The following is an 18,531-nucleotide window of genomic DNA, read 5'->3' as shown; positions in this document are numbered from 1 at the left end:
CGCCTTGTCGAACAACGTTCGGCACCCCTGCATCGCGCCCGCATTTCCGCAGGTCAGACCCGGTTTAGTGGTCTATTCCAATCGGACATTCCAGACATCCGTCGTCCCCGGGGAGCGGGGCGCGAGGCACTCCCGAGCACCGTGCGAGGGAGTCATGGACGCACACAGGAGGTGAGGCTGTGAGACCGATGGTCGCCGGGGGCAGGGCGGGCGAGCCGTTCGCCCCCATCGCCGACTACGGTTTCCTGTCGGACTGCGAGACCACCGCGCTGGTGGCGCCGAGCGGGAACGTGGAGTGGATGTGCCTGCCGCGGATGGACTCGCCCAGCGTTTTCGGGTCGATCCTGGACCGCGACGCGGGGTACTTCCGGGTCGGCCCGGCGGGGGTGGAGGTCCCCGCGGCCCAGCGCTACATCCCGGGGACCATGGTGATGGAGACCACCTGGTGGACCCACGGCGGCTGGCTGGTGGTGACCGACGCGCTGCTCATGGGCCCCTGGCACCACGAGACCGAGCGTTCCAACACGCACCGCCGGGCGCCCACCGACTACGACGCCGACCACGTGCTGCTGCGCATGGTCCGCTGCGTGAACGGCCAGGTGCAGGTCCGGCTGGACTGCATGCCGGTGTTCGACTACGGCCGCAAGCCGGCCCGCTGGCGGTACACCGGCGAGGGCTACCACGAGGCGGTCTGCGAGGGCAACGGCCTGCAGCTGCGGCTGACCACCGACATGAACATCGGGTTCGAGGGCTCGCTGGCCACCGGCCGCACCCTGCTCAAGCAGGGCGAGGCCCGCTTCGTGGCGCTGTCGTGGAGCGAGCACGAGCCGCCGCAGACCTATGAAGAGGCGCACCAGCGGCTGGTGTGGACCGTGCACCACTGGCAGCACTGGCTGGAACGCGGCAAGTTCCCCGACCATCCCTGGCGCAGCCACCTGCAGCGCAGCGCCCTCACCCTCAAGGGCCTGACGTTCGCGCCCACCGGGGCGGTGGCGGCCGCCGCCACCACCTCGCTGCCGGAGACCCCCAAGGGCGAGCGCAACTGGGACTACCGGTACACGTGGATCCGCGACTCCACCATGGCCCTGTGGGCGTTCTACACGCTCGGCTTCGACTGGGAGGCCAACGACTTCTTCTACTTCATCACCGACGTGGCCGAGGCCGCCGACGGGCGGCTGCAGATCATGTACGGGGTGGACGGCCGGGAGGAGCTGCCGGAGACCACGCTCGACCACCTGAGCGGCTACGACGGGGCGCGGCCGGTGCGGATCGGCAACGACGCCTACACCCAGGCGCAGCACGACGTGTGGGGGGCCATCATCGGCTCCATCTACCTGTTCGTGCGGCACCGCGACCGCCTCGACGACCGGCTGTGGAAGATCATCGTCAAGCAGGTCGAGGAGGCGCTGGCCAACTGGCGCAAGCCCGACTGCGGCATGTGGGAGGTGCGCGGCGAGCCGCAGCACTTCACCTCCTCCAAGGTGTTCTGCTGGGTGGCCGCCGACCGGGGCGCCCGCCTGGCCCGCATCCGCGGCAACTTCGAGCTGGCCGAGCGCTGGCAGAAGGCGGCCGATGAGATCCACGCCGACGTGCTGGCCAACGCGCTGGACGAGCGGGGGGTCTTCACCGCCCACTACAACACCAAGGCCCTGGACGCCTCGGTGCTGCTGATCCCGCTGCTGGGCTTCCTGCCGCCCGACGACAAGCGGGTCCGGGAGACGGTGCTGGCCGTCGCCGAGGAGCTAACCGAGGACGACCTGGTGCTGCGCTACCGGCCCGAGGAGACCGACGACGGGTTCTCCTCCAAGGAGGGCACGTTCACCATCTGCTCGTTCTGGCTGGTGAGCTCGCTGGTGATGATCGGCGAGCTGGATCGTGCCAAGCGACTGTGCGAGAAGCTGCTGTCGTACGCCAGCCCGCTGCAGCTGTACGCCGAGGAGATCGACCCGCACACCGGTCGGCACCTGGGCAACTTCCCGCAGGCCTTCACGCATCTGTCCCTGATCAACGCGGTGATGCACGTGATCCAGGCCGAGTGCCCCGAGACCCCGCCCGGCGCCTTCGCCTGACCGCCGGTGGGGGCGCACCGCCCGCGCGGCGGCCTTCCGCGCCCCCACCGGCGGTCCCGCCGCGTGCATCGTCACGCCTCTCCGGCGACGCTCCGGTCGACATCTCCGTCGACGTCTCCGCCGGCCTCCCCGGCCGGTCCCCCGGCCGGCGCCCTCGGCGCGATGAGCCGAGCGCCCGCGGCCCATGCTCCCGGTCCACGCCCCGGTCGCGCCCCGGTCCATGCCGACGGCGCGGGCGCGGACCGCTTCTCGGCGGCCGTCGCCGTGGCACTGTGGATCCGAACGCGTTCGCTCCGCGTCTGAAGTGTGAATCCCCTGTCAGATGACCCCCTGATCGGCGATCGATTCGCCGGTGAATTGGAGCACCCCCGATGAAGCCATCGCCTCAGATGAGCCGAGGCCGTGCGATCGCAACGGCCATCGTGCTGCTGGTCGTCGCGCTGCCCTTCCTGAACGGACTGCTGCGCGGCTTCGAACGGACCGACGGCGGAGAAGTGGCGGTCGTGCGCAACGGCGGCTTCTTCGACAACACCCGGATCCGGCAGGTCATCGACCCCGGCTCGGGCCGGGTGTGGACCGGCTGGTGGTCGAAGGTGCACAAGTACCCCGCCCAGCAGCGCTTCTACACCATCACCTCCAACCGCGGCGAGGGCGACCGCGGCGGCGGCGTGGACGTGGTCACCGTCCCCAGCAGCGACGGCGTCAACATGGGCATCGAGGGCACGCTGTACTTCACCCTCAACCTCGACCACGAGGCGCTCAAGAAGTTCGACGACAAGTTCGGCACCCGCAAGTTCCGCGCCCCCAACGGCAAGACCTACTTCGCCTGGGAGGGCGACGAGGGCTGGACGGCGTTCCTGAACCAGATCGTCCGGCCGGTGATCGACAACAACCTGCGCACCCAGATCAACAGCTTCCGCTGCGCGGAACTGATCTCCTCCTGCGCCCTGGTGCAGAACACCGGCTCCAACCCCCGGCAGCAGCGGGCGAACGTGCAGGCCCAGAGCAACAACGCCAACATCGCCAAGGTGCAGGACGCCATCAACCGGCAGCTGGCCACCGACCTGCGCAACACGCTGGGCGGCGACTTCCTCACCAACATCCACTTCAACCTGGTGAAGGTGTCCCTGCCCAGCAAGGTGCAGGAGGCGGTGGACCGGGCGCAGGCCGCCTTCGCCCAGGTCAGCGAGGCGCAGGCGAAGGTCGAGCAGGCCCGTCTGGAGGCGGCGGCCAACAAGGCCCGCCAGGACGGGTACAACAAGTGCCCGACCTGTGCTGAGATCGAGAAGTTGAAGGCGCTTCCGCAGGGCATCACGGTCTATGCGCCGGGCAACCCCGGCGGCGCGCTGCTTCCCCGACGGTGACGCCCCTCCGGCGGCTGGAGGACCGATGAGGCTGCTGATACTGCTCGTCACGGTGCTGGTGATCGCGCTGGCCGTCGCCCTGGTGGTCAACGCGTTCCGCGGCGGCGGCGAGGAACGGGTGCTGGAGTCCGACGCCCGCTGGGAGGTGCACACCTCGTCCGCCGACGGGGTGACCACGGTGGTCGTCCGCAAGGTCGTCCACACCGGGCGGGGGCCGGTGGAGTTCGGCCGTCAGTCGATCGCCGCCATCCCCGACGACGACCCCGAGTGGGAGACCAAGTACCACGAGGCGATGTCCCAGGCCCGGTCCCGGGTGGCCGCCCTGCAGATCGAGGCGGAATGACGGCGAAGCGAAGGGGCCGTGCCCGATCCGGGCACGGCCCCTCGTCGTGTTCAGCGGGTCACACCACCGCGCCGGAGTCGCCCGGCAGGCGCTGGGCCGGCCGCTTGACGAGCTTGGGCTTGGGCGCCTGGGTCTTGCTGCGGGCCTGCAGCATGATGGTGACCGGGGTCGCGACGAACACGCTGGAGTAGGTGCCGACCACGATCCCCAGCAGCAGGGCGATGGCGAAGTCGGTCAGCGAGTCGCCGCCCAGCAGCGCCAGCGCCGCCAGGATGAAGATCGCCCCCATGCCGGTGTTGACGGTGCGCGGGATGGTCTGCAGGGAGCCCCGGTTGGCGAGCTCGGCGAACGGCTTGTCCGGTTCGCTCCGCCACAGCTCGCGGATCCGGTCGTAGACCACCACCGAGTCGTTCACCGAGTAACCGATGATGGTCAGCAGCGCCGCCAGGAACACGCCGTCGATCGGCTTGCCCAGCCAGGCGAACACCCCGACCACGATGATCACGTCGTGGAACATCGCCAGCACCGCGCCGGCGCCGAAGGTGAACCGGAACCGGAACGCCAGGTAGGCCAGCTGCGCGGCGAGCGCCACCCCGAGCGCGATCAGCGCCTTCTTGCGCAGCTCGCTGCCCAGGCTGGGTCCGATCAGCTCGTCGCGCTCCTTGGTGACGGTGCCGCCGCCGGCGTCGGCCAGCGCTTTTTGCAGCTTGTCGACGTCGGCGTTGGTGAGCTTCTCGGTGCGGACGGAGATGTCGTCGCCCTCTCGGCCGGCGGTCTGCACCACCGCGCGCGGGAAGCCGGCGTCGGAGACGGCCTTCCGGGCGTCGTTGATGTCCATCCGCTGGCTGGTGTCGTAGACGACCTGGCGGCCGCCGGTGAACTCGATGCCGTAGTTGAGGCCCTGGGTGAGGATGCCGGCCAGCGCCAGCGCCACGGCCGCGCCGGACAGCGTCAGCCACAGGGCCCGGCGGCCCATCAGGTCGGGCTGCCTGCGGTCCAGCCAGGTGCGGACCCGGCCGATGCCGCCGATCCCGGTCAGCGCCGGGCGCTTGGCGATCGGCCGCCGGGAGACCGCCCACTCGGCGAGCACCCGGGTGATCAGCAGCGCGGAGATCAGCGAGGCCAGCACACCGATGGTCAGCGTGACGCCGAAGCCGCGCACCGGACCGGCGGCCAGGAAGAACAGCAGGCCCGCCGCCAGGATGGTGGTGGCGTTGGAGTCGGCGATCGCCGACCAGGCCTTCTGGAACCCGATGACCAGGGCGGGCCGCGTGCCCCGCCGCGGGGCGCGCTGGTACTCCTCACGGGCCCGTTCGAACACCAGCACGTTGGCGTCCACCGCCATGCCGATGGCCAGCACGAAACCGGCCAGGCCGGGCAGCGTCAGCGTGGCGCCCATCGCCACCAGCGCGGCGTAGGAGATCACGCCGTAGGCCGCCAGGGCGATGGTGGCCAGGAAGCCGAGCAGCCGGTAGATCCAGACGATGAACAGGCCGGTGAGGGCGATGCCGATGACCGCGGCCTTCCAGCTGGCCTCGATGGCCTCCTCGCCCAGGGTCGGGCCGACCACCCGCTGCTCGACGACCTCCACCGGCACCGGCAGCGCGCCGCCCTGGATCAGCGCCGCCAGCTCCTTGGCCGACTCGGCGGTGAACCGCCCGGTGATCTGGGTGGAGCCGCCGCCGATGCCCACGTTGCAGGGCACCGAATCCTCCACCTGCGGCGAGGAGATCACCTTGCCGTCCAGCACGAACGCGATCCGCCGGTCGTCACCGAGCTTGCAGGCGGCCTCGGCGGTGATCTTCTCCCAGATCTTGCCGCCGTTGCCGCGGAAGTCGACGGTCAGATACCAGCCCAGGCCGTTCTGCTGGTCGAAGGCGGCGCTGGCCGAGCCGATCTGGGCGCCGGACATCGCGGCCGGCCGGAGCATGATCGGCCTGCCGTCCTCGTCCGGCAGGATCTGCTCGCCCTTGCCGGGCTTGCCGTCGTTGGTGCGCACCGGATGCGCGGTGAGCTGGGCGGTGCGGCCGATGGCCTCGGCGGCCTGCTTGGGGTCCTGCACGTCGGGCAGCTCGACGATGATGCGCCGCTCGCCCGACCGGGCGATGGACGACTCGGCCACGCCGAGGGCGTCGACCCGCTTGCGCAGCACCTCCAGGGCGCGGTCGGTGGACTCGCGGTCGGCCTTGACGTTCTGGCCGTCTTTGGTCTCCAGCACGATCTGCGTGCCGCCGCGCAGGTCCAGCCCGAGCTTGGCGGGCTGGGTGAGCATGACGTAGATGGATCCGGCGATGATGGCGAGCGAGAGTATCGCCCGCCATGCCAAGGGACGGGACAAAAGACCTCCACGGGAACGGTGATCCGCCGCCCCGGCGGATCACGGGACTCCGGTGGCGGGCGTCAGGCCCGGTGCCACCGGCGGGACGGGAACCTCACAGGCCCGTGGAGACCGGCGGGGCGCGTCCGCGCGGCGGGGCCGTCCGTACGCTACTCGCGACGAGCGGACCGTGCTCGACGACGGCGAGGCCGGACGAGGCCGGCGCCGGCGGGCCGGCCTCGTGCGCGGGCAGGGCCAGATCGGCGAGCGCCGCCGCGTGCGGCGGCGGGGCCGCCCAGACCTGGGCCTCCTCGACGACCTGCCCCGCGGCGGAGGCGGTGGGCGCGGCGGCGGCGCGCCCGCGCCCCGTCTGGTGGGCGGGCGGCTGCTGCGCGGCGCCGGTGCGGATCCCGATGCCCAGCCCCGCCGAGGAGAGCCCGGCGCCGGGGAGCATCACGAAGCCCAGCAGACCCAGCGCCAGCACCAGCAGACGGGCGAGGCGGCCGGCCTCGCCGTCGACCGGGGCATGGCTGCGACGGTGGTCGCTCATGTGCGTCCCTCCGTCGGTGGCCTACGGGTCTCCGCCACGCTACCGGAAGACGCGCCCGCACGGGGACGTTCCGCCGCGGGTGTCGGCGCCGACGCCCGCGGCGGAGCGGGTCAGCAGCCCACCAGCCGGGCCGCCAGATAGGACTCCACCTGGGAGATCGCGATGCGCTCCTGCTTCATGGAGTCGCGCTCGCGGACGGTGACGGCGTCGTCGTTCAGGGTGTCGAAGTCGACGGTGATGCAGTACGGGGTGCCGATCTCGTCCTGGCGGCGGTAGCGCCGGCCGATCGCGCCGGCGTCGTCGAACTCCACGTTCCAGTGCCTGCGCAGCCGGGCGGCCAGATCGCGGGCCTTGGGGGACAGGTCGGCGTTGCGCGACAGCGGCAGCACCGCGGCCTTGACCGGCGCGAGGCGGTGGTCGAGCCGCATCACGGTGCGCTTCTCCATCTGCCCCTTGGCGTTGGGCGCCTCGTCCTCGGCGTAGGCGTCCAGCAGGAAGGTCAGCACGCACCGGTCCACGCCGGCCGCGGGCTCGATGACGTACGGCACGTACCGCTCGCCCTTCTCCTGGTCGAAGAACGACAGGTCCTGGCCGCTGGCCTTGGCGTGGGTGGACAGGTCGAAGTCGGTGCGGTTGGCGATGCCCTCCAGCTCGCCCCACTCGCTGCCGACGAAGTTGAACCGGTACTCGATGTCGACGGTGCGCTTGGAGTAGTGCGACAGCTTCTCGGCCGGGTGTTCGTACAGCCGCAGGTTCTCCTTGCGGATGCCCAGGTCGACGTACCACTGCATCCGCTCGTCGATCCAGTACTGGTGCCACTCCTCGTCGGTGCCGGGCTCGACGAAGAACTCCATCTCCATCTGCTCGAACTCGCGGGTCCGGAAGATGAAGTTGCCCGGAGTGATCTCATTGCGGAACGACTTGCCGATCTGGCCGATCCCGAAGGGGATCTTGCGGCGCGCCGACTGCTGGACGTTCAGGTAGTTGATGAAGATGCCCTGCGCGGTCTCCGGCCGCAGGTAGGCCAGGCCGGACTCGTCCTCGACCGGCCCGAGGTAGGTCTTCAGCAGGCCGTTGAACATCCGCGGCTCGGTGAAGGCGCCCTTGGTGCCGCAGTTGGGGCAGTTGACGTCGGCCAGCCCGCCGGGCGGGCGGCCGTGCTTGGCCTCGTAGGCCTCCTCCAGGTGGTCGGCGCGGAAGCGCTTGTGGCAGGAGGTGCACTCGGTGAGCGGGTCCACGAACGCCTGGACGTGGCCGCTGGCCTCCCAGACCTCACGGGCCAGGATCACGCACGAGTCCAACCCGACGACGTCCTCGCGGCCCTGCACCATGGACTTCCACCACTGGCGCTTGACGTTGTTCTTCAGCTCGACGCCGAGCGGGCCGTAGTCCCAGGAGGCGCGCAGTCCGCCGTAGATCTCGCTCGACGGGTAGACCAGGCCTCGCCGCTTGGCGAGGCTGACGATGGTGTCCATCACGTCGGGTCGGCGGGCCATTGAACTCTCCATCCGGCTGGCGGTCGGCGGGACTGTCTGGTACGCCCGGCAACGGGCCGAAGCGATCTGTCATCCCCGGTGCGGGGACGCCGGACCCTCCGTGCCGCACGGTCCCGGGCTCCGGTTCCCCTCAAGGCCTCCCAGCTTAGGGCAACGTCGTCGATGACGTGACGCGACCCGCGCCGGCGGCCCGGTCAGCGGGCGGCGACGATCTCGTAGGCGCCGGGCTCGTCGATCGCCAGCGCCGACAGCGGGATCAGCCGCATCCGCACCTCGGGCAGGCCGATGGCGCGCCGGTAGTGACCGGCGCCGTCCCACTCGGTGACCAGTGCCCACAGGGCGGGGTCGTCGACCGTGCGGCCGATCCGGCCGCCGCGGAATCCGGGGGCGGCGGCCAGGCCCTCCAGGATCGCGCCGAGCTCGGCGGCGAACCGTTCGGTCTCCTCCTCGGGGACCCGGTACCGGGTAACGGCGATCACTCGGCCATCCTAATGAGCGGCGTTACCGTGGGCGGGTGAGCACACGACCCGATCCCCACGCCCCCGGGCTGCGGGGGGCGATCGAGCGCCGCAGCGCGGCGCCGGTGGTGTTCTTGCATCGGCTGCCGGTGTGGGTGCCGCTGCTGGCGGTCTTCGCGTTGCTGGCGACGGGCATGGCGGGCACCGGATGGCCCGCCGCGGCCGCGCTGGGCGCGCTGGCGCTGCTGCTGGCCTGGTTCGCCTATCTGAACTGGCCCGCCCTGCAGACCGGCGGGCGGGTGCTGCGGATCGCCGCGATCGCGGTGCTGACGGCGTCGGCGGTGGCCCGGATCATGGGCTGATTTTGACAATCATTTTCATTTTCTCCAGTATGGGAGGGTGTTCACCTCTCGCACCCCGCGTCGCCTTTCCTCCCGATCGGCGTCCTCCCGGTCGGCGCCCTCCCGATCGGTGCGGTCGAGGGCCGCGCGGTCGGCGGCCGTGCTGTCCGCCGCCCTGCTCGCCGTCGCCGCCTGCGGCGGCGGATCCCGGACCGACTCCGGCACTCGGGTGATCGCCGGGTTCTACCCGATGGCCTGGCTGAGCGAGCAGGTGGGAGGGGCCGCGGTGTCGGTCGACACGCTGGCCGGCCCGGGCGCCGAGCCGCACGACCTGGAGCTGACCCCGCGGCAGATCGCCGCGCTCTCCGAAGCCGATCTGGTGGTGTACGTCAAAGGGCTGCAGCCCGCCGTGGACCAGGCGGTGTCCAAGCACGCCGAAGACCACGGGCTGGACGCGGCCTCCCTCGTGCGCACCCTGCCGCCGCCCGACACCGGCGGGCGCCACGACGAGGAGCGCGAGGGATCCGAGCACGAGCGGACCTCCTTCGACCCGCACCTGTGGCTGGACCCGAGCCGGATGGCGACCGTCGCCACCGCGCTCGGCGAACGGCTGGCCGAGGTCGATCCGGACCACGCCGCGGACTACCGGGCCGGCGCCGAGACCACGGCCGCGCGGCTGACCGCGCTGGACCGGGAGTTCCAGGCCGGTCTGAAGGGCTGCAGGCGGCGGACGATGATCACCGCGCACGCCGCGTTCGGCTACCTCGCCGACCGGTACGGCCTGGAGCAGGTGCCCGTCGCCGGCGTCGACCCCGCCGCCGAGCCCTCGCCGCGGCGGCTGGCCGAGCTGACCCGCACGATCCGGGAGACCGGAGCCGGCACGGTGTTCACCGAGACGCTGGTGAGCCCGAAGGTCGCCCAGGCGCTGGCCCGCGAGGCCGGGGTGCGCACCGCCGTCTTGGACCCGGTGGAGGGTTTGGCCGAGGGCTCCCGCGACGACTACGTTTCGCTCATGCGCAAGAACCTGCAGACCCTGCGCACTGCGTTGGACTGCGCATGAGCGCCGAGGACACCCCACCACGCGACGGCGAACGGGAGGCGCGCATGGCGGCCGAGGCTCCGCCGCTGGCGATGACCGGGGGCCGGGTCCGGCTGGACGGACGGGAGGTGCTGCACGGCATCGACCTGCGGGTCGAGCCCGGAGAGGTGCTGGCCCTGCTCGGCGCCAACGGGTCCGGCAAGTCCACCCTGGTGCGGGCGCTGCTGGGGCTGGTTCCGCTGTCGGGCGGCCGCACCGAGATCTACGGCGTCCCGCCCGCCAGGTTCCGCGACTGGCACCGGATCGGCTACGTCCCCCAGCGCCTCACCGTCGGCGGCGGCGTGCCCGCCACGGTCCGCGAGGTGGTGGCCTCCGGGCGGATCGCCCGCCGCTCCCGGCTGCGTCCGTTCGCCACGGCCGCCGACCGCGCCGCGGTGCGGCGGGCGCTGGAGCAGATGAGGCTGACCGACCGGGCCGGACAGCCCGCCCAGCGGCTGTCGGGCGGGCAGCAGCAGCGGGTGCTGATCGCCCGGGCGCTGGCCGGGGAGCCCGACCTGCTCGTCATGGACGAGCCGACCGCCGGGGTGGACGCCGCCAGCCAGGCCGCCCTCGCCGAGGTCCTGCGCGACCTGGTGCGCCAGGGCCGCACCGTCGTGCTGGTGGCCCACGAGCTCGGCCCGCTGGAACCGCTGATCACCCGGGCGGCGGTGCTGGAGCAGGGGCGCATCGTCCGCACCGGCGCTCCGCCGGCGCCCGAGGGCGAGTGCGCCCGGCCGGGCCACCGGCACCAGCATCCGCACGCCGCCGAACCCGCCCCCGGCTCGCTGACCCCCTGGAATCCGACGTGACCGACCTGTTGCAGTTCGACTTCATGCGCATCGCCCTGGCGCTGGCGGTGCTCATCGGTCTGACCGCCCCGGCGGTCGGCACGTTCATCGTGCAGCGCCGACTGGCGCTGCTCGGCGACGGCATCGGCCACATCGCCCTGACCGGCATCGGGCTCGGCCTGCTCACCAGCACCTCCCCCGTGCTGGGCGCGCTGGTGGTGTCGGTGCTGGGCGCCGCGGCCATCGAGGTGCTGCGCGCCCGCAGCCGCACCGGCGGCGACGTGGCGCTGGCCCTGCTGTTCTACGGGGGGCTGGCCGGGGGCGTGCTGCTGACCAACGCCGAGGGCGGCGGCAGGGACCTGCAGTCCTACCTGTTCGGCTCCATCTCCAGCGTCGCCCCCGAGGACCTGTACGTGGTGGCGGCGCTGTCGGTCGCGGTGCTGGCGGTGGTGGCGCTGTTCGGCCGGGAGCTGTTCCTGCTGTGCCAGGACGAGGAGGTGGCCCGGGCCAGCGGGCTGCCCACCCGGACGCTGTCCCTGCTGATCGCGGTCACCGCCGCGGTGACCGTGGTGATCGCCATGCGGGCCATCGGGCTGCTGCTGGTCAGCGCCCTGATGGTGGTCCCGGTGGCGGCCGCGCAGCAGGTCACCAAGGGTTTCCGGGACACCATGCTGGCGGCGATGGGGATCGGCGTGCTCTCGGCGGTGGCGGGGCTGGTGGCCTCGTTCGAATACGACCTGCCGCCCGGGCCGTCCATCGTGCTGCTGGCGCTGGCGGTGTTCGTGACGCTGGTGCTGGTGCGCTCGTTCGGCGGCTCCCTCTCCCGGCGCAGGCGGCTCGGTCGTACACTGCCTTCCGGCGCGGACGACGAGACAGCCGACGAGACAGCCGAGGCGGAGGTGCACACATGACGGCCCGCCGGGACGCGGTGCGGGAGGCGCTGGCACGCAGCGAGGGGTTCCGCAGCGCGCAGGACATCTACGCCTCCCTGCGGGCCGACGGCGCGAAGATCGGCCTGACCACGGTCTACCGGGCGCTCCAGGCGATGAGCGAGGCCGGGCAGGTGGACGTGCTGCGCACCGACGACGGTGAGGCCGTCTACCGGGCCTGCCGCACCGACGAGCACCACCACCATCTGGTGTGCCGCGAGTGCGGCCGGACGGTCGAGGTGGCGGGCCCGGCCGTGGAGCGCTGGGCGGAGGCCGTCGGCGCCGAGCACGGCTTCACCGACGTGACCCACACCGTGGAGGTCTTCGGCACCTGTCCCGACTGCGCGGGCTGAGCCCGCTCGGCCGCGGGCGGCCCCTCCGGCGGCCGGGCGCACGGCCGCCGGAACGACCGTGCACCGCGCTCTCTCGAGCCTCGTCCCTCCGGACCTCGGCGGGCCCTCAGGACCGCCCCGGCGAGGGCGTGGAGCCGTTCGCGGGCACCGGGTTGGGCTCGGCGCCGCCGTACCGGCGGTCCCGGGTGGCGTAGATCTCACAGGCCTGCCACAGATGCCGCCGGTCGAAGTCGGGCCACAGCACGTCCTGGAAGACGAACTCGGCGTACGCCGACTGCCACAGCAGGAAGTTGGAGGTGCGCTGCTCCCCCGACGGGCGCAGGAACAGGTCCACGTCCGGCACCTCGGGGCGGTACAGATAGCGGGCGAACACCTTCTCGGTGATCTTGTCGGGGTTGAGCCTGCCCGCCGCCACGTCCCGGGCGATCGCCGCGGCGGCGTCGGTGATCTCCGCCCGTCCGCCGTAGTTCACGCAGAACTGCAGGGTGAGGACGTCGTTGTCGCGGGTCAGCCGCTCGGCGTCCTCCAGCTCCTTGATCACGCTGCGCCACAGCCGGGGCCTGCGGCCCGCCCAGCGCACCCGCACCCCCATGGCGTGCAGCTGATCGCGACGACGGCGGATCACATCCCGGTTGAAGCCCATCAGGAAGCGCACCTCCTCCGGAGAGCGCTTCCAGTTCTCGGTGGAGAAGGCGTAGGCCGACAGATAGGGGATGCCCAGCTCGATCGCGCCCATGATCACGTCGAAGAGGGAGTGCTCCCCCATCTTGTGCCCCTCGGTGCGCGGCAGGCCGCGCTGCTTGGCCCAGCGCCCGTTGCCGTCCATCACGATGGCCACGTGCCGGGGGATGCGATCCTTGGGGATGGCCGGGGGGCGGGCGCCGCTGGGGTGGGGGTACGGCGGCTGGACGGCCCTTTTCACGCTGGCTCCTCGGTGATGTCCTTCTCGGTGGTGACCGGCCCGTGCGGCGCGCGCTCCACGTGCCGCAGCGACCTGATCCCGTGTTCCAGATGCCACTGCAGATAGGCGGCCACCAGCCCGCTGCACTCGGCCCGATGGCGCGCCTCGCTGGCGTCGGCGTGCTCCCAGTCCCCGCGCAGCAGCGCCACCATCAGCTCCAGCGTGGCGGGGGCGGGAGTGGCCGAGCCGGGCGGCCGGCAGGCCGCGCACATGGCCCCGCCCGCCGCGATGGAGAACGCCCGCAGCCGGCCGCGCGCGCCGCAGCGGGCGCACTCGTCCAGCGCCGGAGCCCAGCCGGCCACCGACAGCGACCGCAGCAGGAACGCGTCCAGGACCAGCCGTGGGTCGTGCGAGCGGTCCACCAGGGTGCGCAGCCCGCCGAGGAGCAGCAGGAACTGCCGCAGCGCGGGCTCTTTCTCCTCGGTGGTGAGCTTCTCGGCGGTCTCCAGCATCGCCGTCCCGGCGGTGTAGCGCGGATAGTCGCTCACCAGCGGCTCTCCGTACGGTCGCAACGTCTCGGCCTGAGTGATCAGGTCCAGCGAGCGCCGCTCGTAGAACTGCAGATCCACATGGGTGAACGGCTCCAGCCGGGCTCCGAACCGGGAGGTGGTCCGGCGCACTCCTTTGGCCGCCGCCCGAATCCGGCCGTTGCGGCGGGTCAGCACCGTGACGATGCGATCCGCCTCACCCAGCTTCTGGGTGCGCAGCACGATTCCTTCGTCACGGTAGAGGGGCACCCGCCCATTGTCCCGCATGCGGCGGAGCGAGGCGAAAACGGACGGGCCGCGACCGACCCCCTCCCCTCACGGAATGCTGACCGCAAGGTCACTACAAGTAACGGGAAAGGGTGTGTCCTGAACCGCATTCGACTGTCAGCGTGGTGCCATGAGATGCACGATCCTCCCGCCGCACATCCTCGAACACCTCGCCGAGACGGCCGACGACCGGGCGCTGCGGGAGATGGCCCGCCGCACCCTGACGATGAGCTCCGCGCACCGCGCGGAACGACGCGCCGTCGCCTTCGCCCCCGTCGCGCCCACCGAGGACTTCGTCCCCGAGCGCGCCGTCCACGACGCCCGCCACCGCGAACGGCTCCCCGGCGACCTGGTGCGCGCCGAAGGGCAGGCCCCCACCGGAGATGCGGCCGTCGACCGGGCCTATGACTGGCTGGGGGTGACGTTCGGCTTCTTCGCGGAGATCTACCGGCGCGACTCCATCGACGGGGCCGGGATGACGATGGTCTCCACGGTGCACTACGGCCGCGGATACGCCAACGCCTTCTGGAACGGCCGGCAGATGGTCTACGGGGACGGCGACGGCAGGCTGTTCCTGTCGTTCACCGGGCCGCTGGAGGTCACCGGGCACGAGCTGGTGCACGGCGTCACCCAGCACACCGCCGACCTGGAGTACCACGGGCAGTCCGGGGCGCTGAACGAGTCGATCTCCGATGTGTTCGGCTCCCTGGTCAAGCAGTGGCACCTGCGGCAGACCGCCGACGAGGCCGACTGGATCATCGGCGCGGGCCTGCTCGGCCCGGACGTCAACGGGGTCGGCCTGCGGTCGATGAAGGAGCCGGGCACCGCCTACGACGACCCGCGGCTGGGAAAGGACCCCCAGCCCGGGCATATGGACGACTATGTGGAGACCCACCACGACAACGGCGGCGTCCACATCAACTCCGGCATCCCCAACCGGGCCTTCTATCTGGCGGCCGTCGCGCTGGGCGGGCACGCCTGGGAGAAGGCCGGCCGGATCTGGTACGACACGCTGACCGGGGACGCGATGAAACCGACGATCGAGTTCGACGCGTTCGCCGCCGCCACCGTCGAGACCGCCGAGCGGCTGTACGGTGCGGGCGGGACCGAGTCCCGTGCGGTGCGGGACGCCTGGCGCGAGGTGGGCGTGGAGTCGTGAGAGTGCGCGTGATCCGCAGCGGGGGGTTCGCCGGCGTCGAACGCCGCGGCGAGCGCGACGCCGCCTCCGACCCGGTGCTGCGGGACCTGCTCGACCGGGTGGACCTGGACGGCGCGCCGCCGGCGGAGGAGGCCCCCGACCGGTTCAGCTATGAGATCGACATAGACGGGCGGGTCGCCACGGTCGGCGAGGCGCAGCTGACCGGGCCGCTGCGCGACCTGGTGCGCCACGTGCTGGACGAGCCCGACTGATCGGCGCCTCCCACGGCCGCCGACCGGCGCGCCGCGGCCCCCGGCACGGGCGCGGCGGCCCCGCCGGTCTCCTCGACGCGCCGAGAGCACCGTGCCCCTCGCCCGCCGTCACGGGGTCGTGAGAGGTGCGTGACGGGCCCCGACCGGAAGATCGTCCCGACCGGGGCCCGTCGACGGCCTGATCACAGGTGTGTGCGCACCGGGTGACAGGGGCGGGCGTCTCCCGCCGACGTGCGCGGGAGACGAGCCCGGGACGGCGTGCCGGCGTCAGCCGCGCCGCGCCGCACGGTTGACCGCCGACAGCACGCCTTTGAGAGCGGCGGTGACGGTGTTGGGGTCGATGCCGACGCCCCACAGCACCTCGCCGTCCACCTCGCACTCGACATAGGCGGCGGCCTTGGCGTCGGTGCCCTCGCTGAGCGAGTGCTCGACGTAGTCCAGGACCTGGACGTTCACGCCCACGGTGGCCAGCGCGTCCACGAACGCCGAGATCGGTCCGTTGCCGATGCCCTCGATCTCGCGGATCTCGCCGTCCACCCGGACGTCACAGGTGAGGTGGTCCTTCTCGTCCACCCGCGAGGAGGCGCGGTGCGCCAGCAGCCCGATGCGCGGCCCGGGGGACAGGTACTCGCGCTCGAAGATCTGCCACATCTCCTCCGGAGTGACCTCGCCGCCCTCGGCGTCGGTGCGCTCCTGCACCACCCGGGAGAACTCGATCTGCAGGCGGCGCGGCAGGTCCAGCCGGTGCTCGGTCTTCATGATGTAGGCCACGCCGCCCTTGCCGGACTGGCTGTTGACCCGGATCACCGCCTCGTAGGTGCGGCCGACGTCCTTGGGGTCGATGGGCAGGTAGGGCATCTCCCAGCGGAACCGCTCCACCGGCACGCCGGCCTCGGCCGCGTCCTCCTCCAGGCTCTGGAAGCCCTTCTTGATGGCGTCCTGGTGCGAGCCGGAGAAGGAGGTGTAGACCAGGTCCCCGGCATAGGGGTGCCGCTCGTGCACCGGGATCTGATTGCAGTACTCCACGGTGCGGCGGATCTCGTCGATGTCGGAGAAGTCGATCTCCGGGTCCACGCCCTGGGAGAACAGGTTCATGCCCAGCGTGACCAGGCAGACGTTGCCGGTGCGCTCGCCGTTGCCGAACAGGCAGCCCTCCACCCGGTCGGCCCCGGCCATCACCGCCAGCTCGGCCGCCGCCACACCGGTGCCGCGGTCGTTGTGCGGGTGCACCGACAGGCACACGAACTCGCGCCGCGACAGGTTGCGGCTCATCCACTCGATCTGGTCGGCGTAGACGTTGGGCGTGGCGCGCTCGATGGTGGACGGCAGGTTCAGGATGATCTCGCGGTCCGGACCGGGCTGCCAGACGTCCATGACCGCCTCGCAGACCTCCAGGGCGAAGTCCAGCTCGGTGTCGACGAAGATCTCCGGCGAGTACTCGTACCCGAAGTCGCAGTCGCCCAGGTACTGCTCGGCGAACTTCATCACCGTCCGGGTGCCCTCGACCGCCAGCGCCTTGCACTCCTCGCGGCCGATGCCGAACACCACCCGGCGGAACAGCGGCGCGGTGGCGTTGTACAGGTGGACGGTGGCGCGCTCGGCCCCGACCAGCGACTGCACGGTGCGCTCGATGAGCTCCTCGCGCGCCTGGGTCAGCACCGAGATCCGCACGTCGTCGGGGATCCGGTCCTCTTCGATCAGGCGGCGGACGAAGTCGAAGTCGGTCTGGCTGGCCGCCGGGAACCCGACCTCGATCTCCTTGTAGCCCATCCGCACCAGCAGCTCGAACATCTTCAGCTTGCGGTGCCCGTCCATGGGGTCGATCAGGGCCTGGTTGCCGTCGCGCAGGTCGGTGGACAGCCAGCGCGGCGCCTTGGTGATCGTCTTGTCGGGCCAGGTGCGGTCCGGCAGGTCGACCGGGGTGAACGGACGGTACCGCTGAAAGGGCATGCCGCTGGGCTGCTGCTTGGACTTCATGAAGGTGCTTCCCTCTGCTCGAACGTCCTCGCGGTCGACAACACGTCAAGATCCCGCAGCGAGGGAGCCGACCTTTCCTTCCGTCACCGACCCCCGCTGCGGCCGCTAAGGAGGAGCAGCCCACGGGACGCGAACACGCCTCACAAGGTACCCGATGACAAGTGTGTTACAGGCTTCGATCCCGCGATGTGAGACAACTCATGGGGCTGGTGGTTTCCCGGCGCCGCGGCCGCCGGGCCCGGGCACCGCCCGACCGGCGTCGCCGGCCCGGACCTCCTCCCGGGAGCGGTGCGGAGGACGTCCGGGGACGAGCACCGACAGGCAGGTCACGCAGCCCTCCAGCGCCTCGAACTCGGTGATGTCCACCACGGTGACCCGCAGCCCCTCGGCGCGCAGCATCGTCGCGGTGCGGGGCGCGGAGGCGGCCAGCAGCACATGCTCCTCCCCCAGCACCACCACATGGGAGCCGGCGGGCTCGGGCGCCGCCCGCAGGCCCGGCAGCGCCGAGGCGTCCACCAGATCCGGCATGCCGATCAACGTGCCGTCCGGCAGCGCCGTCATCGCGGACTTCAGGTGCAGCGCGCCGGCGACCCGCACCGGCACCACCCTCCGCCCCAGCGGCCCCAGCAGCGCCGCCAGCCGGCGGACCCCCTCCTCGTTGGTGCGGCCGGACAGCCCGACATAGACGGTGTCGCCGACCTGGAGGACGTCGCCGCCGTCCAGGGTGGCGGGGGCCTCGATCCGCTCGATCCGCAGTCCCAGCTCCCGTACGGCCCGTTCCGTCCCGGCGACCTCGGCGCGCCGCTGCGGGGCGCCGCAGCGGCCCAGCACCGCCAGCCCGTCCGCCACGACCACGGTGTCCTCCACGAACACCGCATCGGGCAGATCGTCGGCGGGCGGGACCCGGTGGATCCGCCAGCCCGCCGCGGCCAGCGCCGCCGTATAGGCCTCGTGCTGTCGCCGGGCCAGCGCCACGTCGACCGGCCGCCGGTCGACGTGGGTGACCAGTCCCTCCGCCAGGCGCGGCCCCGGCGGGCGGACCAGCGCGACGCCGGGGGCTTCGGTGACGTCGTGGGGCACGGTCGCTCCAATTCGAGACCTCGGTGTCCGACCACCGTACCCCCGACCTCGCCCCGGCGCGTCCGCCGCCCGCGAGGGGCGCCTTCTACGCTGGGCACATGACAGGTGACCACGGTCAGGACGGCGTGCGCCGGCCGCCGGGGCCCCGGCGCCGGCCCCGGCCCGACTTCCTGCCGCCCGCGTCGGCCGACGAGCGGGCCGAGCCGGCCGGGTCCGCCGGACCGGACCGTTCGCCGGCCGCGTCGTCGGCCGCGTCGTCTGG

General features: G+C 72.1%; 18 protein-coding genes. 10 read left to right on the top strand and 8 right to left on the bottom strand.

Annotated elements, in window-relative coordinates; all coding sequences use genetic code 11:
* The first annotated feature begins 188 nt into the window (after nt 1-188).
* From EIO00_RS16685 to EIO00_RS16675, 3 genes are all read left to right on the top strand, one after another.
* Nucleotides 189-2,069 carry a glycoside hydrolase family 15 protein gene (locus tag EIO00_RS16685; RefSeq protein ID WP_140180133.1) on the top strand — a complete coding sequence of 627 codons (1,881 nt, stop codon included), beginning with the start codon at nt 189-191 and terminating at the stop codon, nt 2,067-2,069.
* A 389-nt stretch (nt 2,070-2,458) separates the two neighbouring features.
* Nucleotides 2,459-3,433, top strand: coding sequence for an SPFH domain-containing protein (locus tag EIO00_RS16680; RefSeq protein WP_241661404.1), 975 nt, complete (start codon nt 2,459-2,461; stop codon nt 3,431-3,433).
* A gap of 25 nt (nt 3,434-3,458) precedes the next feature.
* Nucleotides 3,459-3,776, top strand: a complete 318-nt coding sequence (locus EIO00_RS16675; protein ID WP_140180013.1) for a hypothetical protein — start codon at nt 3,459-3,461, stop codon at nt 3,774-3,776.
* Between the two features lie 58 nt (nt 3,777-3,834).
* On the opposite strand, the gene secD is transcribed toward EIO00_RS16675, so the two are convergent.
* The 4 genes from secD to EIO00_RS16655 all read right to left on the bottom strand — a co-directional run bounded on the left by secD (nt 3,835) and on the right by EIO00_RS16655 (nt 8,618).
* Complete coding sequence (gene secD / locus EIO00_RS16670; protein WP_140180011.1) at nt 3,835-6,114, bottom strand: protein translocase subunit SecD; 2,280 nt, start codon at nt 6,112-6,114, stop codon at nt 3,835-3,837.
* Nucleotides 6,115-6,208: 94 nt separating this feature from the next.
* Nucleotides 6,209-6,643 carry a hypothetical protein gene (locus tag EIO00_RS16665; protein WP_140180009.1) on the bottom strand — a complete coding sequence of 145 codons (435 nt, stop codon included), beginning with the start codon at nt 6,641-6,643 and terminating at the stop codon, nt 6,209-6,211.
* 110 nt (nt 6,644-6,753) lie between these two features.
* Nucleotides 6,754-8,139 (bottom strand): glycine--tRNA ligase, encoded by a 1,386-nt coding sequence (locus EIO00_RS16660; RefSeq protein ID WP_140180007.1) that lies wholly within the window; start codon nt 8,137-8,139, stop codon nt 6,754-6,756.
* 194 nt (nt 8,140-8,333) lie between these two features.
* Nucleotides 8,334-8,618 carry an antibiotic biosynthesis monooxygenase family protein gene (locus EIO00_RS16655; protein ID WP_140180005.1) on the bottom strand — a complete coding sequence of 95 codons (285 nt, stop codon included), beginning with the start codon at nt 8,616-8,618 and terminating at the stop codon, nt 8,334-8,336.
* A 35-nt stretch (nt 8,619-8,653) separates the two neighbouring features.
* Here EIO00_RS16655 and EIO00_RS16650 point away from each other — a divergent pair, with 35 nt between their 5' ends.
* From EIO00_RS16650 to EIO00_RS16630, 5 genes are all read left to right on the top strand, one after another.
* Nucleotides 8,654-8,959, top strand: coding sequence for a DUF6703 family protein (locus EIO00_RS16650; protein ID WP_140180003.1), 306 nt, complete (start codon nt 8,654-8,656; stop codon nt 8,957-8,959).
* Between the two features lie 109 nt (nt 8,960-9,068).
* Nucleotides 9,069-9,998: a metal ABC transporter substrate-binding protein gene (locus tag EIO00_RS16645; RefSeq protein ID WP_140180001.1), complete on the top strand. Its 930-nt coding sequence runs from the start codon at nt 9,069-9,071 to the stop codon at nt 9,996-9,998.
* A complete protein-coding gene (locus EIO00_RS16640; RefSeq protein WP_422100051.1) occupies nt 9,995-10,825 on the top strand; it encodes a metal ABC transporter ATP-binding protein in 831 nt (276 codons plus the stop codon). The genes EIO00_RS16645 and EIO00_RS16640 overlap by 4 nt, the downstream gene beginning before the upstream one ends.
* The gene (locus EIO00_RS16635) at nt 10,822-11,715 is read left to right on the top strand and encodes a metal ABC transporter permease (RefSeq protein WP_140179999.1); all 894 of its coding nucleotides are present in this window, start codon (nt 10,822-10,824) and stop codon (nt 11,713-11,715) included. Before EIO00_RS16640 ends, EIO00_RS16635 begins: the two co-directional genes overlap by 4 nt.
* On the top strand, nt 11,712-12,086 hold the full coding sequence (locus EIO00_RS16630; protein ID WP_140179997.1) for a Fur family transcriptional regulator: 375 nt from the start codon (nt 11,712-11,714) through the stop codon (nt 12,084-12,086). The genes EIO00_RS16635 and EIO00_RS16630 overlap by 4 nt, the downstream gene beginning before the upstream one ends.
* A gap of 106 nt (nt 12,087-12,192) precedes the next feature.
* On the opposite strand, the gene EIO00_RS16625 is transcribed toward EIO00_RS16630, so the two are convergent.
* Both EIO00_RS16625 and recO read right to left on the bottom strand, forming a co-directional pair.
* Complete coding sequence (locus EIO00_RS16625; protein ID WP_140179995.1) at nt 12,193-13,008, bottom strand: isoprenyl transferase; 816 nt, start codon at nt 13,006-13,008, stop codon at nt 12,193-12,195.
* Nucleotides 13,005-13,784: a DNA repair protein RecO gene (gene recO, locus EIO00_RS16620; protein WP_175596252.1), complete on the bottom strand. Its 780-nt coding sequence runs from the start codon at nt 13,782-13,784 to the stop codon at nt 13,005-13,007. Before recO ends, EIO00_RS16625 begins: the two co-directional genes overlap by 4 nt.
* Before the next feature lie 148 nt (nt 13,785-13,932).
* Between recO and EIO00_RS16615 the strand changes: the two genes are divergently transcribed.
* Nucleotides 13,933-14,961, top strand: a complete 1,029-nt coding sequence (locus tag EIO00_RS16615; RefSeq protein ID WP_140179991.1) for a M4 family metallopeptidase — start codon at nt 13,933-13,935, stop codon at nt 14,959-14,961.
* Nucleotides 14,958-15,212, top strand: coding sequence for a protealysin inhibitor emfourin (locus EIO00_RS16610; protein ID WP_241661403.1), 255 nt, complete (start codon nt 14,958-14,960; stop codon nt 15,210-15,212). Before EIO00_RS16615 ends, EIO00_RS16610 begins: the two co-directional genes overlap by 4 nt.
* A 267-nt stretch (nt 15,213-15,479) precedes the next feature.
* Here the strand turns inward: EIO00_RS16610 and leuA are convergent, their stop codons facing one another.
* Nucleotides 15,480-17,189 carry a 2-isopropylmalate synthase gene (gene leuA / locus EIO00_RS16605; RefSeq protein ID WP_140179989.1) on the bottom strand — a complete coding sequence of 570 codons (1,710 nt, stop codon included), beginning with the start codon at nt 17,187-17,189 and terminating at the stop codon, nt 15,480-15,482.
* Between the two features lie 198 nt (nt 17,190-17,387).
* Nucleotides 17,388-18,269 (bottom strand): dimethylargininase, encoded by an 882-nt coding sequence (gene ddaH, locus EIO00_RS16600; RefSeq protein WP_140179987.1) that lies wholly within the window; start codon nt 18,267-18,269, stop codon nt 17,388-17,390.
* Nucleotides 18,270-18,531 lie beyond the last annotated feature (262 nt).

It is taken from the genome of Thermomonospora catenispora (assembly GCF_006363815.1).
Lineage (GTDB): Bacteria > Actinomycetota > Actinomycetes > Streptosporangiales > Streptosporangiaceae > Thermomonospora > Thermomonospora catenispora.
This window is presented reverse-complemented; position numbering and strand designations above follow the sequence as displayed.

Bases quoted from the DNA above. Each gene is read 5' to 3' on its own strand.
- EIO00_RS16685 (WP_140180133.1), top strand. From the start codon at position 189: ATGGTCGCCGGGGGCAGGGCGGGCGAGCCGTTCGCCCCCATCGCCGAC.
- EIO00_RS16680 (WP_241661404.1), top strand. From the start codon at position 2,459: ATGAGCCGAGGCCGTGCGATCGCAACGGCCATCGTGCTGCTGGTCGTC.
- EIO00_RS16675 (WP_140180013.1), top strand. From the start codon at position 3,459: ATGAGGCTGCTGATACTGCTCGTCACGGTGCTGGTGATCGCGCTGGCC.
- EIO00_RS16665 (WP_140180009.1), bottom strand. From the start codon at position 6,643: ATGAGCGACCACCGTCGCAGCCATGCCCCGGTCGACGGCGAGGCCGGC.
- EIO00_RS16660 (WP_140180007.1), bottom strand. From the start codon at position 8,139: ATGGCCCGCCGACCCGACGTGATGGACACCATCGTCAGCCTCGCCAAG.
- EIO00_RS16640 (WP_422100051.1), top strand. From the start codon at position 9,995: ATGAGCGCCGAGGACACCCCACCACGCGACGGCGAACGGGAGGCGCGC.
- EIO00_RS16630 (WP_140179997.1), top strand. From the start codon at position 11,712: ATGACGGCCCGCCGGGACGCGGTGCGGGAGGCGCTGGCACGCAGCGAG.
- EIO00_RS16615 (WP_140179991.1), top strand. From the start codon at position 13,933: ATGAGATGCACGATCCTCCCGCCGCACATCCTCGAACACCTCGCCGAG.
- leuA (WP_140179989.1), bottom strand. From the start codon at position 17,189: ATGAAGTCCAAGCAGCAGCCCAGCGGCATGCCCTTTCAGCGGTACCGT.